Genomic DNA, 14,166 nt, shown 5'->3' with positions numbered 1-14,166 from the left:
TAATTTGACCCTTAAAATTTCTATCGTTTAATCCTGGCCACCTGCTTTTTAATTGAAATTACCTTTTGTAATCGTAAGTCGGAGAGCCAAGTCCCCTTTTTTGCGTGAGAACAACAGACTTTAACAAAGCGTACTAAAAACTGATTTTTTTTGACTTACTAGGTGAAACTTATAAACCAGGAAGACGTTTTTTAGCTACATTCTTATGTTACTCAAAGTTTCATTGAACTGCTGAAGAGGAAATTATATGTATCAGCTGAATTTTACAGAAATGATGAAAGGAGGAATATATTAAATGACGAAACAGGTGCTGTTTATTCATAGCGCAGGAAATCAGGGTCTTCATGAGGGAAGCACCGGTCTTGCAGCATACTTGAAAGATGCACTTGGGGAGGAATACCACTTTTTATCTCCTGACATGCCTGAGCCTGAAGATCCTGCGTATTCCCGTTGGAAGGAGAAGCTTGAAAAAGATTTTTCAGGACTGGACAGTGAGGTGATTCTCATCGGACATTCGCTGGGAGGATCGGTTCTTTTAAAGTACCTTTCCGAGAAAACGGTTGTTCCCTCTATTACCGGGTTGTTTATCGTTTCATCACCATATTGGGGGAAGGAAACCGGCTGGGTATCGGAAGATTTCACTTTATCCGGAAATTTCGCTTCAAAACTTCCTCCGATCAATCGTATTTTCCTTTACTACAGCCGCGGTGATGAAATCGTGCCGTCTTCCCACCTTAACCTGTACAAACAAAAACTTCCGTCGGCAGAACCCCGCCTGATCAACAGCGATGAACACCTTTTTCTAAACGGGCTTCCTGAACTCGTCGAAGAAATTAAAAAACTATAGATGGAGCAGGAATGATTTTTATTTAGTAGCCTCTGCTTTATGAATGACTTCCCCCTTTTCTGCTGTGAATTTCATAAGCGAAATATCCACATAACAAACCTATTCCAGCCCCCAATCCAATGTTAGACAGCAGGGATGCCGGGAAAAATATGCCGAGAAATACAGCAGCTGCTGCACCGAAAATCATTCCAAGTGGTATTAAACTATCCAGTACATTTTGAGCTTCTTTTGTTTTTTTCTTACCGAGGGTACCCTTATTCGTTTTCTGTATCATTCGAACGACTACAAACACCGCAATCACTCCCACTATTGCAACAGGCAGCAAAATATCTGCAATTCCCAAAACGGAATCCATAATAAAAGTATCTCCTTTCATTTCATTTATAAATTGGTTCAGTTTAAAAATCCATCCTGCAAATAATGTTTAAGATAATAAAAGTGTAGCACAAGGTTTTTGAAACGTTAGTTAGTTAATTAATTGAATCCATTTTCTCCAAAAAATTTAACCATCAAAAACCCTCACCTGCCTAAAAATAGCGAGGCGAGGGTTCTTGGAGTATGTAAATACAGGCGGAACTAATAATCAACATTCTGTTAGAGCAATAAAAAAAGAGAGTTTCCGTCCTCCATTATTTCTTTACCTATATTTTTTCGAGCAGTTTAACAACATCACATTTGCTGCCATTATTAATGATGAACGCTGCCAGAGCTTCACAGGAAATTTTTAAATCGATGGAAACCCTGAAGCGCAACGATTCTATGATTTACAGGGAGATCGTCAACTTAAATATTGTAATTAAAAAACCCGGCTTGAATGAAAATATAATCAGTCTTTCATTTCCAGGGTTATTCCCGTTCTTCTCTATTCCACCTCACGTAGTTATAAATAAGCTGGATAATAAAATTTCCCATAAGAAGGACTCCAAGCAGGATATAAATCTGCATGGCCCAGTCATTAATAAAATAGAGCAGGAGGATGGCGGCTACCGAAAAAGGCAGGCTTACCCATGTCCGGATCAGTTTTCTTCTGTAGCTCAGCTTAAAGTAATTAAACACCCACCCTTTATCCTTTTTCTTTTTATTACGGAACAGTACGGCGAAAGTAATTAACACAATAGAGATAATCACGAGATTCATAATAAAGTAAGAAAAATCAACCGTCATGACCAGATCCCTTTCTTTTCATTATAGTCTCACCTGCTTTTCTTCACTGCAGCACTTCACCTAAATTGTTCCCTGCTTTCCTATTTCATAATCCTAACGGCATAATATACTGCCAATTAATTGAAATAAGCTGCTTTCCTGCGTATAATTCACGGTAGTTTAACACGTCCAGAAAAACTGCGCCGTTCAAAAAACAGGAACATCTGAGGAGGGATTTCCATCAACATCAAATACACAGCGTTAACATTAAGCGGTAAAGCTTTTATCCTCGCCGGATGCGGGGAAGATCCAGCAGAAGAAATCGAAGAGCTCGGCATGGAATACGGTCTCAACGTACACGTACAGGAGGAGACGAATAAAGAAAGCGGTGAGATGGCAGAGCTCGATGAAGAAGGAGCGGAAACACTTTTTCAATACATAAGTGGGTCACTTGAAGACGGCACGGAGGAAGGGGACAGTGACGTAGCCTTTACGCCGGAGCTGGAAGAGCCGGTGGACGACCCGGGTACGGGCGGCACACATTCAGTTTCTTTAGAAGGCGTGCCTTCCGGAGAATACGCTGATTTTAACCGCGTCGTTTCTTTCAGCTATGAACTCGAGCAGGGAGCGGAAGAAATTGCTCCCGATACGATCGGTATGGACCAGCTCGGAGCCTTTTCAGCCGGTATGCCTGGATTTAAATGGGAGGAGATTCATACGAGTGCCCATTATCACGAGGAAACCGGCGACGTTGAATTTTACACGTCCGGCGAGTGGGACATTCATTTTCTTTATAAAGGTACGGAAGTACAGTTTTCTGTTTCGGACGACTGGTTCGCGCCGCTCGATCCGGAAGAGATTTTCGAGGATTTGCCTGTTGTCTGGTAGTCATGAATCAGCAGACGGGAAAGAATGTGACTCGGCAAAAATACCTTCATGTTGCTTTGCCGGGATGCAGCAGAGTCTGAAAATGCACTCTATCATACATGAACCAATATCATCCGGGGAGGGATCGATATTAAATACATAGCATTTTAAAGGGAATTTTTGAGGAGGTGCCTGAGGAATGATAAATGTAGACCCGCTGCTGGAGTTTGCCGGAAGCAGTTACTCTGCTCTGCTGCTTTCGGGCTTTTTTCTTGGCGGATGGCCTTTTCTGCTCATATATTTCCTGTTGAATAAGCGGTTCGACGTAAACAAAGAGCTCAGCGTCGTTATACCAGCAGGAATCATCCTTACCTTCATTACTTTATTTTCAATTCTTTATTTAGAAAATCCTCCCTGCTTCATGCTGACTTCAGCCTGGATGTTAATTCTGTTTTATATTTGGACATACAGGAGGAAAGCAGTTTCCCGGTGAAAACACTCCATGCACAAGCTGCAGGATTAAAAGGAGGTTTACTTTGAAAAAATTAGCAGCCATCGTCATCGTCGTTTTTATCCTGCCTATTACGATTATCCTCGCTGCTTATCACCAGCAGGAAATTTTTCCGGGCGGCTATTCCTACGAATCAAGTGAAGGCAGTTATGAAGTCTACCAGGGGATAAACCGTTCGCCTGAAACGTTTCGTATCGATCAGGAAAACTCGACAGTAGAACTTGGCGCCATGCTTCTGTCGAACGAAATACATACCCAGCAGAATCTTCTCATGCAGAGCGCAATGGTTTTTCAGATGATTGCACTTCTATTTATCAAGAGAAAATCCATCTGCCGGACATCGTGGTTTGACGTGGACGGTGTCATCCTGTTTCGTTTGGCGGCAGCCGCACTCGTTCTTATTATGCTTCTTCTCGCGTATTTTTATGTGCAGTCAGCAGATAATATTGCCGGCTCCCTCGAACAACTGAAAAGCTACGCAGCAGAAGAAGGCTGACTTCATCTATGGTCTGCTTCCTTAAAGAGAGTCCTTACCTTAATAAAAAATATCCACATTGGTTCTCTTTACGTTTAGAGAACCTTTTTCGTGTTGTAAATTCCTTCATATTATTCTCTTCTTCCACCTTTTCTGTATGACCCGGTCTCCTCTTAATTATGTCATCTATGTAAAAGCTGTGTTAAAAGTCTATTGTTGATAAATGCAGAAAACTTAGCTTCGGCCTCCCGTGGAGAAGATTTCCGGGTGCGCTTCCGCCTCTGCGGGATTTTCCACTCTCCTTCTTCCCCGGGCATGTTTCCGCTTCGTTTTGAAGAACCTGATTCTTTCATTTTATCAAGAACCGGTGTCCCCCGCTTCAGTGGAGAGACAGCTGCACTTATTTTGCTTCAAGCAGTCAGTGCATGCTATTGACGGGGCCTCTTGAACAACTGAAAAACGATGCCGCAGAAGAACAATGCTCTTGATCCTCCCCACAGTTTCCTGTAACAAAAACCAGCGGCAGATGTCCCGAAAAGATTCTCTTTAAGACTTGTATTGACAATCATTTTCTCTCGGTTATAATAGAAAACAATATCTGCATAACGAAGATTTGTTTCTACATTTCGGAGTATAAGAGACAAAAGCAATGATAAGAACGAGTAGCTTTAACAGAAACAGACAGAAAGCAGCCGGGTGATGAGAGGCGCATGTGGAGTTAAGGTGAATACATCTTGGAGCTGTGTACCGAACTGACAGTAGGCTGCACCGGGTTTGCATCCGTCATCCATGCAGAAGTATCGCTGCGGCTGTACTTTCAGAGGAGATCTGCGCGAGCAGTTCTCGAAAAAAGGTGGTAACACGTGAAAAAACACGTCCTTCAGGAAATCCCTGAGGGGCGTTTTTTGTTTTTCTCTTATAGAACTTGCAATATTAATTTATTTAATATTACAAGGAGATGTTTAATATGTTTTTAAAACCTTCCGAGCAGTTGGAGATCATTAACAAGGGCGCGGACACAATCATTGATGAAAAGGAACTGCTCAGTAAACTGGAGCGGTCCTTTCAGGAACAGAAACCGCTGACAATCAAGCTTGGACTCGACCCTTCCGCTCCAGATATTCATCTGGGACACGCCGTTGTGCTGAGGAAGATCAAACAGATGCAGGATCTCGGACACGAAGCGGTTATTTTAATCGGGGATTTTACCGGGCGAATCGGGGATCCTTCAGGAAAATCGAAGGGACGTACGGCTTTAAGTGATGAAGCTGTACGAGAAAATGCGCAGACGTACCGCGATCAGATTTTTAAGGTGCTGGACGAAGCAAAAACAACGGTCCGCTTCAACAGCGAATGGCTTTCAAAGCTGACATTTGAAGATGTGCTCAAGCTCGCAGCTTCCACGTCCGTCGCACGGATCCTCGAGCGGGATGATTTTCAGAAGCGTTACCGGGAACAGACCCCGATCGGTCTTCACGAGTTTTTCTACCCGCTGATGCAGGCGTACGATTCGGTCGAACTGAAAGCAGATATCGAACTCGGCGGAACAGACCAGACGTTCAATGTACTGATGGGCCGTCCACTGCAGCACCATTTCGGGATGGAAAAACAGATTGCCGTATTCATGCCGCTGCTCGAAGGTCTTGACGGCAAAGAAAAAATGAGCAAAAGTCTTGGCAACTACATCGGAGTAAACGAAGCACCGGAAACGATGTTCAAAAAAGTTATGGAAGTACCGGACAGTTTAATTATCAAATACTTTGAACTCGCCACAGATGAACACCCAATGGAAATTCAAAAAATCAGGACGAGGCTTGAACAGCATGAAAATCCACGGGACATTAAGCTGGAGCTGGCAAGGATTATTACTTTTCTTTACCACGGGACCGATGCGGCAGCTGCAGCGGAAGACTACTTTAAAATTGCTTTTCAAAAGCGGAAAATCCCGGAAAATATCCCTGTAATGCTTCTGGATATCGATAAGGACAAACTGGAAGACGCCATTCCCCAGCTTACAGCTGATCAGTTTGTAAAAAGCAAAAGCGAATTTCTCCGGCTCATCAAACAGAACGGTGTATCGCTCAACGAAGAGAAAGTCACCGTCGATCATTTGGATACCGTGCTTGCTGACAGAGATGTACTGCAGATCGGGAAAAAACGCTTCATCCGCTTCAAAAAATAAGAGAGTAGGTTTTAAATAACACCTTCAAAAGAGGCAGTTCCGACCGTGAATACGGTTGAAACTGCCTCTGCTTAAATTCCTTCTGTTTATATCAATCATTTTTCGCTGCTTCATGCACGCTCTGCTTTCACACGCCTGTCAAAATATCCAATAAAAAACACATAAGACAGTATTCCCGCAAAAATCTTTCGATTGCCTGAAGGATTGAAATGCTGCCCCCTTCCCGGGTAACGATTTTCTTACTCAGTCAGTATTTCCCCGGCATTCCCTGTATACGCGTCAGAAGGAAAATAATAAAGAATAAGGAGATTGTGATCGTGACCAGTCAGGAGATATAAACGGCGGATCATGCTTCCAGAATAAAGTGCCGGAACTAATACAAGCGGCCACAGCAAAAGGCGGAACAATAAGCAAAGCATCGATGATAAAAGCTGCGAACCTTTTTCGAAATCCAATATAGTGCATATCAGCTGCCTCCTTCACCTCAATTTTTCTTCAGAGATATATGTATAAAATCAATATTAGTGTTCACTTCACCGGATAATGCTTTCCAAGGCCTGCCGGGAGCACCAGCAGCACTTCTTTATAACAGTTGAAACAAAGCAACAACAATACCAAAAACGAGCAGATAGAATATTATTTGTCTTATCATTTTTCTTCCTCCCTTCTGGTCCTCCGGTTCTTAAAATCCCTGCTTCCATAAAAACATCATGATACTACAGGTTTGTTTCCTGCTTTGACAACCGCCAATGGTTACTTCTTATTAGCAAATGCTTCAAACGTAATGATCTGGCCTGCATCCGTTGGATATTCTCCGAACTTGTAATCAGCAGATATCGTAATGTCTTCATATCCAGCATGTTCGAGAGTCATTTTGAACTCTTCCACCCCGTACCAGCGGACAGGAAACCGCTCCAGCTCTGATTGTATTAGTTTTCCGTTTCTCCATTTTTCATACCGGTTATGAGTTATCGTATGCTGGTTAATATAATCAACTTCGACTATTTTACTTTCCAGCGTAATCAAGTCACCGTCTTTAGTTTCCCACGTTCTTGTTGAAACTTTACCAATTGCTGTATCAGTCTGCAGAAATATATCCAGGATAAGACGTCCCCCGTCCGACAGGTGCTGATAAAAGTTTTTTAAAGCCTGTAGGGACTCTTTCCTTTTGTAAAGCAGCAGGAAAGTTCCCGTGGGCACGATAATTGCTTCGTATTTATCCGGGGTTGAAAATGACTCCATCTTTGCCTGGAACAGTTTTGGATTGAGCCCTCTTTTCCGGCAGTTATGACGGCAGATGGTTAACATTTCTCCGGAAAGATCGAAGCCGCTGACCTTTCTTCCCTTTTCCAGGAGCGGAATAAGAATCCGTCCGGAACCAGTTCCCGGTTCAAGAACCTCCCCATCACAGGAAGCGAGCCTGTCTGCATAAAATTCCACATCCCCAAACGAACGGCCGATATATTTATCCATATCGTATACTTCCGATGAAAGCTGATTGTAATAACCGAGCATGTTTTTCCCTCCTTATTATTTCCACAGCTCCGTTAACGATAAGAACCGTATAGTAATTTACCATGAATCCCCTATCTTAATAATACACATTTAAAACCCATAAAAGCTGCAGAATCAGCCTAAAAAACACCTATGGAAAATTAATGGTCCAAAAGATGATTAAGAACTAGTACATATGGGTAAATTAACCTTGTGCAGTAATTTTTATATTTTATTGTCAGAAAAGGAGGATGTTTTATGGGTTGGATTATTACGTTAATTGTCGGAGGTATTATCGGGTGGCTCGCCGGAGTTATTCTAGGTAAAAATGTACCATTCGGCATTGTCGGAAACATTATCGCCGGTCTTGTCGGCGCGACGATTGGTAACTCTCTGGGTCTGGATATTGGACCTTCACTAGGCGGAGTAAGCATTATTGGTGGTTTGCTGGGTGCAATCATTCTGATTCTTATTGTTTCGTTTATAATGAAAGCTATCGGAAACAAAAAAGCATAAATTTGTTTCAAATAACCTCCTGCAGGCTTCAATCCGCAGGAGGTTATTTTTTGGGGTATCAAGCTGAAACCCGAAAAGCTTGATACCCTGCTTTCCTTCCCCCTCACGCAGCAGTCAGGTTAAGGTTTTGACCATGATCAGATCCGTCTGCTCTTCGTCCCCCATATAAAATGCATGTGCTCCTGTTTCTATGAATCCCCTCTTCCTGTAAAAAGCGATTGCTCGCTCATTCTTTTCCCAGACGCCGAGCCAGACTTTCTTTTTGCTGTTTTCTCTGGCTTTATCGATAGCCAGCTGCAAAAGGTTTTTCCCGAGGCCGTACTGCTGGTAGGCTTTTTTTATATAGATCCGCTCAATTTCAAGCGAAGCCTCCCCCATTTCTTCCGTCTGGGCTCCGTCCTTATTTATTTTCAGGTAGCCGGCTGTTTCCCCGTCCGATTCGATAAAATAAAATCGGGATCCACTGTCCCTCGTTTCTTTCTCCAGTTTTTCTCTGTTGAAGGCCTGATTCATATACGCCTGCATATGCTCTGGTTTATTCTGCTCCCGGAATGTTTCGTCAAACGTCTCCCTGCTGATCGCCTCCAGTTTATCCAGGTCCTCCGCTGCGTAATCTTTAATCGTTATTTTCATATTGTACCCCTCCTTTAAATTTAATAGTCTCTTTTGTTTCCTTTTTTCACCTGTTCCCAGTCTTTTTCTACATTTTGTCTAATACGGTGCAGGAGCACTGATGCTGTCTCCGCCTCAGCTTCCGTAAATCCCTCGAGTGCCATCTGCGTAGAAAAATCGTTTTCCCGGATAATAAACGGATAGACTTCTCTTCCCCTTTCTGTCGGATGGAGCTTTTTGATTTTTCTGTTGAACTCATCATCTTTTTTCTCAATAAAACCATTCATCTCCAGTTTTTTTACTGCACGCGCTGCCGTCGTCCGGTCGACTTTGATCATTTCGGCGAGTTTTTCCTGAATAATGCCAGGATGTTCACAGATACGCACGAGATAAACGTACTGCCCCTTTGTCAGTTCATATTCCTGAAACTCCACATTGCTGATGGAATCCAGTGCTCTGGCTATCATGCCGATTTCCCGAAGAATATTTATCATCCGCTTCCTCCCTGTGAAAGTCTTTTTTCGTAAGTTCGGTTTTTATTTATTTTGTTGCAAATACAACATTTTGTCAACTAAAAAATTCTTTCTTTATTTCTATACATGCCGTCTCTTCTTTCAAGGCGGCTGAATTTTCTCCGGGACATACAAGAAATAATTTTTTATAAGAAGGTTAATTTAAAAATAGAGCATCGATTACTTATTGAACACCATTTAGCGGGAGCGATTCTGTAAACATCCACCTTCGATTCCATGGGGGGACAGGGCCGGTCTCAGCTAATTCCTGCCTTCAGGCTGTGCGGGACTTCGGCTCATCATTCACCCCGGGAGTCGCCCTATGTACCCTCTGGAGTCCTGAAAGAATCTATTTCTTGTCATCTTATCCAGCAGATTGAGGCCGGTAAAAGGGACGAATTCATTTCTTCCCTGTAAGAAAGCAGGAAGATCCTCCCGGATGACAAGGAAGCCGCATGCTTTCTCCGCGGCAGGCGGAGGAGCCGCAGGCACTCCAAAATCAACACGGAGCTTTAGCAGAGCCAAAAAACAAAAGAAAGAGCCGCCCGCAAAGGACGACTCCATACTTTCATTCATAGCTGCAATTTTTTATCGGTTATTACCCCGATCAGCATTGTCCGGCTTGCTGCCTTTGCCGGGATGCTCCGTGTGTGGGCTTCCTTTTCCTGCCGGGATGTCGATACGTTTTCCATTCCCGGTTTCCAGATAGAGACTGCCGTCTTCATCGACAGAAAATGGAGCGCCTTTTCCCGGGTGGGAAGGTTTGCCGCTGACAGGCTCCTCCGCGTCTTCTTCCTGTCCATCTTCTTCTCCCTGTTCCACTGCAACAAGTCTCACGTTATCGAGATGGACGGTATAAGGGACGTCAAGTTCCGGGTCATCTCCGTCGCGTCCGAGGCCGAACATAAGGTTAAATTCTCCCGGATTCGTGACGTTAATATATGTTTCGTACGTTCTCATCTCGTTTCCAACGTCGAATGCATGGATGCCTGTGCCGGATCCGGCCAGTTCAACGCTCACGTTCCGCTCTTCTTCGGAACGCATGTCAAAGGCAACTTTATAAATGCCTTCCGGAACCATCACGTCCTGCATAAACTGGATATGCCACCACTCCCAGCCGACCTGGTTTATAACGGCCTGAAGCTCGTTATCCACGATGGAAAAATCAGCCGATCCGGCATTCTGTTCGAACTCTCCCATGTTAAACACGTTCCAGACGAGACTGTCGTTTTCATCACCGAATTCTGTTGTTTCAACAAATGTACCGTCTTCGATCAGGTTTTCTCCTGCTTCGACCCAGTTATCCGATTCGTTCGGATCTTCTGGGCCAGTGGATTCCCCGTCAACGCCGACTTCTACGAGACGGACGTTATCAAGATGAATATTATAAGGAACCTCCATTTCCGGATCATCGATGCCTTTGCCTAAACCAAACAGCAGCGAATAATCTCCGGGCTCGGAAGCTTCAATGTACGTTTCGTACGTTTCCATCTCTTCCCCTACCTCGAACTCCTGCAGGCGGTAGCCGGCTCCGGTCAGTTCTGTGCGGATCGTGCGTGCTTCGTCCGAGCGCATGTCAAATTCCAGTTTGTATGTTCCCGCCGGCACTGACACGTCCTGCATGAGCTGAATATGGTACCAGTCCCAGCCGACCTGGTTGACGGCTGCCTGCAGTTCATTATCTGTGATCGAAAATTCAGCGGTTCCGCCGTTCGGATCGTGGTCGGCCATGTTAAACACGTTCCAGACGAGACTGTCGTTTTCATCACCAAATTCTGTTGTTTCATCAAACGTGCCGTCTTCAATCAGGTTTTCTCCGATTTCCTGCCAATTTTTCGTTTCATCTACCGGAGCTGGTCCATCGTCTTCCGGCTGATCGTTTTCATCCGGGTCGATCCATTCGCCCGGCGGAGGATGCTCGGCGTCAGCGTCTTCATATACACGGACATAATCGACTTCCACCTGACCGGGGAATTCTGTAGTTTCATCCGGCTCTCCGCCGTACCAGCCGCCGACAGCCAGGTTCAGAATCATATGGAACTCCTGGTCAAATGGTGCCGGGTACTCTCCGTACTTCGTGCCCCATTCGGTTTTCGTGGAATAAAGTTCATCGTTGACGTACCAGCGGATTTCGCCCGGTTCCCACTCGATCGCATACTCATTAAAATCGGTGGTGGACTGTCCTTCCGGGAACTGGTAGCTTTCTTCGCTGTACGTATTGGCCGGCCAGAGATCCCCGTAGTGAATTGCTGCGCCGACTTTATCGGTTTCCGAGCCGCGGTTTTCCATAATGTCGATTTCACCGGAAGCAGCCCAGCCTCCGTAAATATCATCTTCCGGCATCATCCAGAACGCCGGCCAGTATCCCTGCCCCTCGGGAAGTTTCATGCTTGCTTCGAAACGGCCGTAAGCCTGGCTGAACAATTCATCTGTCAGTACTTTTCCGGAGGTATATTCATAATCACCCTCCTCGTCACTGACGGATTCCTCACGGGCTTCGAGAATCAGTTTTCCGTCCTGGACTTTAACGTTATCTTCCTGATAGGACTGCAGCTCATTGTTGCCCCATCCTTCCACCCATTCATCTCCGTCATAAAATCCGTTACCGTTATCGATGCGCCACTTGGACGTATCAAGTTCCTCTCCCTCAAACTCGTCCTGCCACGTCATCTGCCAGTTCGGTTCCTGCTCCTCCGCCCCTGCAGCTGCCGGCACAGCAAGCGCCGAGATAAACAGCGTGCTAACCATTGTTTTCTTCATAACATTCTCCTTTCAGTTCCAATGAATTTGTATTATTCCATTAAGCTTCCACAACGGCTCCCCCCTATGTATCACCTCCACAAACTAGTACAATCTCACCGTGCCGCATCAGCCTTCTCATCTTACTAAACCGATTTCGTAAATATGCAAAAAATAAATTGTGACAATAAGCGTTCTTTTCATTCCCAGAAGTTAGGTCGGGGTCCTTCCTGTCTTTTTCCCACTTTACTGTGTAGAACCTATCTTATTTTATTAAAAAATCAGAAGATTGAAAACAAAAAACGAAAGCGCTTTCGTATAATGTACAACGGATGAAATATTCTGTCAACTCTACTTTGTGTAATTTTAACCGGCGGGGAACGTCCAATAAGGCTGCCTTCCACGCCGTACAGGCTTAAAAGCCGCATTCAGAATTTTTCTGAATGCGGCTCAGTTTATAATTACTGATAAACTAACTACCCTTCAATAGGCGCCAGCTTAGCTTCAATTTCTTCGCGGCGCTCTTCGAGAAATGGCGGCAGGTCCAGCTGTTCTCCCAGGCTCTCCACGTCGCCGTCAATTGTAAAGCCGGGTCCGTCGGTGGCAATTTCGAAAAGAATTCCGTTTGATTCCCGGAAATACAGGCTTTTAAAATAGAAACGGTCGACGATCCCCGAATGCTGAAAGCCTTTTTTCTTCACCTGCTCTTCCCAGTAGGCGAGTTCCGCCTCATCTTTCACACGAATCGCTAAATGATGAATGCTGCCGCGCCCCGGTTTTTCAGACGGACCATCCTCGTATTTTACGACGATTTCACCGAATGCTTCTCCTTCCACAGACTGATATACCGCTTCATCACCCGAGCGGCTTTTTTCTGTGTAGCCGAAAATCCCGGTGAGCGTCTCTGCCAGTTTGTCCATTCTTTTTACGGTCATTTCCACGGGTCCCATTCCCTGAATCTGATGTTCATCAGGGACATCGGACTTTTCCCACGTTTCCCAGTGCTTCACTTTTTCTCCACCTGCTGCGAGCAGTACGAGACGGAGCCCTTCCGGATCCTCCAGTTTTAAAGCCTGGCGGCCGGCATAAGTGCTGATTTCATCATGGTACACCTCATTCTCCTCCAAACGCGCCTTCCAATAGTGCAGGCTGTCTTTAGAAGGAACGAGCAGGCCGATTCTCGTAATTGCGTTCGTACCGCGGTGGGTTCTCCCTGCCGGAGGGATTTCAAAAAAGGACAGTTCCGTGCCCGGGCTCCCTGTTTTATCGCCGTAAAATAAGTGATACATGGATGGGTCGTCCTGGTTTACCGTAACTTTCACGCGGCGCATGCCGAGAACGTCCCGGTAAAAGTGATTGTTTTCCCGCGCGTTTTTAGTAATCATGGAAATGTGATGATGTCCTGGAATATGATTCATTTTTTCTTCCTCCTTCATTTTACTAATCAAGTGATAATAAAAAATAGACTCTGCTAAAGCATTCTGTTGTTGATATATTTAAGAAAACTTCGCTTCAACCCGGCAGGCTTGCCGTGGAGGAGCTTTCCAGCTTCCTCGGGCTTACGCCCTGCGGGATCTTCCAATCTCCTTCTTCCACAGGCGTCCGCCGGTTTCCGCTTCGCTTTGATTTTCCAATACAGGAGGCCCGCTGATTGAATCAAGAAGGTACCAAGGTAAAAACCGGTGCCAAGGCGATTTTTCAAGACGCCTGCGGAAAAAGAAAGCGGGAAGATCCTTCCGGACGACAGGGAGGGAGAGCTGAAGGCTTTCTCCGCGGCAGGCGGAGGAGCCGCAGGCACTCCAATAACAACACGGAGCTTTAACAGAGCCTAACTTCTTGCTTTCTTTTCAGTATTTTTCTGCAGCTTTGTCATAAGGTTATAAAGTGTTTTCTGCTCTTCTTCTGTAAGGCATTCATTAACAAGAGTCGTCTGGAAAGCGAGCTGATGTTCAAAAACTTCTTCCATTTTTTCTTCTCCTGCGGCAGTCAATGTAATCCACTTGGTTTTCCAGTCCTGCCTGCGATGGATATACCCATCTTTCTCAAGCCTCGTGAGCATACGCGAAATACCGCCCTCCGATACGGTTACTTTTTCCGCCAGCAGACCCTGCGTGACCGGCTGATAAGTGGAAATCTGGTTGAGTACGTCAAACTGCGCCGCCGTAACAGCAAACTGCTTCAGAAAGTCATTGGAGAGCAGGTTGCTCTGCTGGGTAAAACGGGTAATCCGCAGCCAGATCAGTGAGCCGATCGTATGTTTTTTCAATG

At 45.0% G+C, this 14,166-nt stretch carries 15 protein-coding genes and 1 other annotated feature; of the genes, 7 read left to right on the top strand and 8 right to left on the bottom strand.

Features of this window, described 5'->3' with window-relative positions; all coding sequences use genetic code 11:
• The first annotated feature begins 295 nt into the window (after positions 1-295).
• Positions 296-847: an alpha/beta fold hydrolase gene (locus tag FTX54_RS02590; protein WP_147803953.1), complete on the top strand. Its 552-nt coding sequence runs from the start codon at positions 296-298 to the stop codon at positions 845-847.
• Positions 848-884: 37 nt separating this feature from the next.
• Here the strand turns inward: FTX54_RS02590 and FTX54_RS02585 are convergent, their stop codons facing one another.
• Positions 885-1,202: a hypothetical protein gene (locus FTX54_RS02585; RefSeq protein WP_147803952.1), complete on the bottom strand. Its 318-nt coding sequence runs from the start codon at positions 1,200-1,202 to the stop codon at positions 885-887.
• A 491-nt stretch (positions 1,203-1,693) separates the two neighbouring features.
• Complete coding sequence (locus FTX54_RS02580) at positions 1,694-2,011, bottom strand: hypothetical protein (RefSeq protein ID WP_147803951.1); 318 nt, start codon at positions 2,009-2,011, stop codon at positions 1,694-1,696.
• 315 nt (positions 2,012-2,326) lie between these two features.
• Between FTX54_RS02580 and FTX54_RS02575 the strand changes: the two genes are divergently transcribed.
• From FTX54_RS02575 to tyrS, 4 genes are all read left to right on the top strand, one after another.
• Positions 2,327-2,878, top strand: a complete 552-nt coding sequence (locus FTX54_RS02575; protein WP_147803950.1) for a hypothetical protein — start codon at positions 2,327-2,329, stop codon at positions 2,876-2,878.
• A 178-nt stretch (positions 2,879-3,056) separates the two neighbouring features.
• Positions 3,057-3,350, top strand: coding sequence for a hypothetical protein (locus tag FTX54_RS02570; protein ID WP_147803949.1), 294 nt, complete (start codon positions 3,057-3,059; stop codon positions 3,348-3,350).
• A 43-nt stretch (positions 3,351-3,393) separates the two neighbouring features.
• Positions 3,394-3,864, top strand: a complete 471-nt coding sequence (locus FTX54_RS02565; protein ID WP_147803948.1) for a hypothetical protein — start codon at positions 3,394-3,396, stop codon at positions 3,862-3,864.
• A gap of 619 nt (positions 3,865-4,483) precedes the next feature.
• Positions 4,484-4,727: a binding site (T-box leader), on the top strand.
• Positions 4,728-4,810: 83 nt separating this feature from the next.
• Positions 4,811-6,025, top strand: coding sequence for a tyrosine--tRNA ligase (tyrS, locus tag FTX54_RS02560; RefSeq protein ID WP_147803946.1), 1,215 nt, complete (start codon positions 4,811-4,813; stop codon positions 6,023-6,025).
• Between the two features lie 753 nt (positions 6,026-6,778).
• On the opposite strand, the gene FTX54_RS02555 is transcribed toward tyrS, so the two are convergent.
• Complete coding sequence (locus FTX54_RS02555; RefSeq protein WP_147803945.1) at positions 6,779-7,540, bottom strand: class I SAM-dependent methyltransferase; 762 nt, start codon at positions 7,538-7,540, stop codon at positions 6,779-6,781.
• 237 nt (positions 7,541-7,777) lie between these two features.
• Here FTX54_RS02555 and FTX54_RS02550 point away from each other — a divergent pair, with 237 nt between their 5' ends.
• A complete protein-coding gene (locus FTX54_RS02550; protein WP_147803944.1) occupies positions 7,778-8,035 on the top strand; it encodes a GlsB/YeaQ/YmgE family stress response membrane protein in 258 nt (85 codons plus the stop codon).
• Positions 8,036-8,149: 114 nt separating this feature from the next.
• On the opposite strand, the gene FTX54_RS02545 is transcribed toward FTX54_RS02550, so the two are convergent.
• The 4 genes from FTX54_RS02545 to FTX54_RS02530 all read right to left on the bottom strand — a co-directional run bounded on the left by FTX54_RS02545 (position 8,150) and on the right by FTX54_RS02530 (position 13,316).
• Positions 8,150-8,668: a GNAT family N-acetyltransferase gene (locus FTX54_RS02545; protein ID WP_147803943.1), complete on the bottom strand. Its 519-nt coding sequence runs from the start codon at positions 8,666-8,668 to the stop codon at positions 8,150-8,152.
• A gap of 20 nt (positions 8,669-8,688) precedes the next feature.
• The gene (locus FTX54_RS02540; protein ID WP_147803942.1) at positions 8,689-9,141 is read right to left on the bottom strand and encodes a MarR family winged helix-turn-helix transcriptional regulator; all 453 of its coding nucleotides are present in this window, start codon (positions 9,139-9,141) and stop codon (positions 8,689-8,691) included.
• 606 nt (positions 9,142-9,747) lie between these two features.
• Entirely contained in the window at positions 9,748-11,919 is a 2,172-nt protein-coding gene (locus FTX54_RS02535) for a glycoside hydrolase family 16 protein (protein WP_147803940.1), read from the bottom strand.
• Between the two features lie 455 nt (positions 11,920-12,374).
• The gene (locus FTX54_RS02530) at positions 12,375-13,316 is read right to left on the bottom strand and encodes a ring-cleaving dioxygenase (protein ID WP_147803939.1); all 942 of its coding nucleotides are present in this window, start codon (positions 13,314-13,316) and stop codon (positions 12,375-12,377) included.
• A gap of 233 nt (positions 13,317-13,549) precedes the next feature.
• Here FTX54_RS02530 and FTX54_RS02525 point away from each other — a divergent pair, with 233 nt between their 5' ends.
• The gene (locus FTX54_RS02525; RefSeq protein WP_187254562.1) at positions 13,550-13,720 is read left to right on the top strand and encodes a hypothetical protein; all 171 of its coding nucleotides are present in this window, start codon (positions 13,550-13,552) and stop codon (positions 13,718-13,720) included.
• Positions 13,721-13,726: 6 nt separating this feature from the next.
• On the opposite strand, the gene FTX54_RS02520 is transcribed toward FTX54_RS02525, so the two are convergent.
• Positions 13,727-14,164, bottom strand: coding sequence for a MarR family winged helix-turn-helix transcriptional regulator (locus FTX54_RS02520; RefSeq protein ID WP_147803938.1), 438 nt, complete (start codon positions 14,162-14,164; stop codon positions 13,727-13,729).
• Positions 14,165-14,166: the final 2 nt, after the last annotated feature.

The sequence above is a fragment of the Alkalicoccus halolimnae genome, from assembly GCF_008014775.2.
GTDB lineage: Bacteria > Bacillota > Bacilli > Bacillales > Salisediminibacteriaceae > Alkalicoccus > Alkalicoccus halolimnae.
Note: the sequence above shows the minus strand (reverse complement) of the source record. Positions and strands in the feature narration are given on the sequence as shown.

Excerpts from the sequence above, each read along its gene's own strand:
- FTX54_RS02550 (WP_147803944.1), top strand. The coding sequence starts at position 7,778 with ATGGGTTGGATTATTACGTTAATTGTCGGAGGTATTATCGGGTGGCTC.
- FTX54_RS02530 (WP_147803939.1), bottom strand. The coding sequence starts at position 13,316 with ATGAATCATATTCCAGGACATCATCACATTTCCATGATTACTAAAAAC.
- FTX54_RS02555 (WP_147803945.1), bottom strand. The coding sequence starts at position 7,540 with ATGCTCGGTTATTACAATCAGCTTTCATCGGAAGTATACGATATGGAT.
- FTX54_RS02535 (WP_147803940.1), bottom strand. The coding sequence starts at position 11,919 with ATGAAGAAAACAATGGTTAGCACGCTGTTTATCTCGGCGCTTGCTGTG.
- tyrS (WP_147803946.1), top strand. The coding sequence starts at position 4,811 with ATGTTTTTAAAACCTTCCGAGCAGTTGGAGATCATTAACAAGGGCGCG.
- FTX54_RS02585 (WP_147803952.1), bottom strand. The coding sequence starts at position 1,202 with ATGGATTCCGTTTTGGGAATTGCAGATATTTTGCTGCCTGTTGCAATA.
- FTX54_RS02580 (WP_147803951.1), bottom strand. The coding sequence starts at position 2,011 with ATGACGGTTGATTTTTCTTACTTTATTATGAATCTCGTGATTATCTCT.
- FTX54_RS02575 (WP_147803950.1), top strand. The coding sequence starts at position 2,327 with ATGGAATACGGTCTCAACGTACACGTACAGGAGGAGACGAATAAAGAA.
- FTX54_RS02570 (WP_147803949.1), top strand. The coding sequence starts at position 3,057 with ATGATAAATGTAGACCCGCTGCTGGAGTTTGCCGGAAGCAGTTACTCT.
- FTX54_RS02590 (WP_147803953.1), top strand. The coding sequence starts at position 296 with ATGACGAAACAGGTGCTGTTTATTCATAGCGCAGGAAATCAGGGTCTT.
- FTX54_RS02540 (WP_147803942.1), bottom strand. The coding sequence starts at position 9,141 with ATGATAAATATTCTTCGGGAAATCGGCATGATAGCCAGAGCACTGGAT.
- FTX54_RS02545 (WP_147803943.1), bottom strand. The coding sequence starts at position 8,668 with ATGAAAATAACGATTAAAGATTACGCAGCGGAGGACCTGGATAAACTG.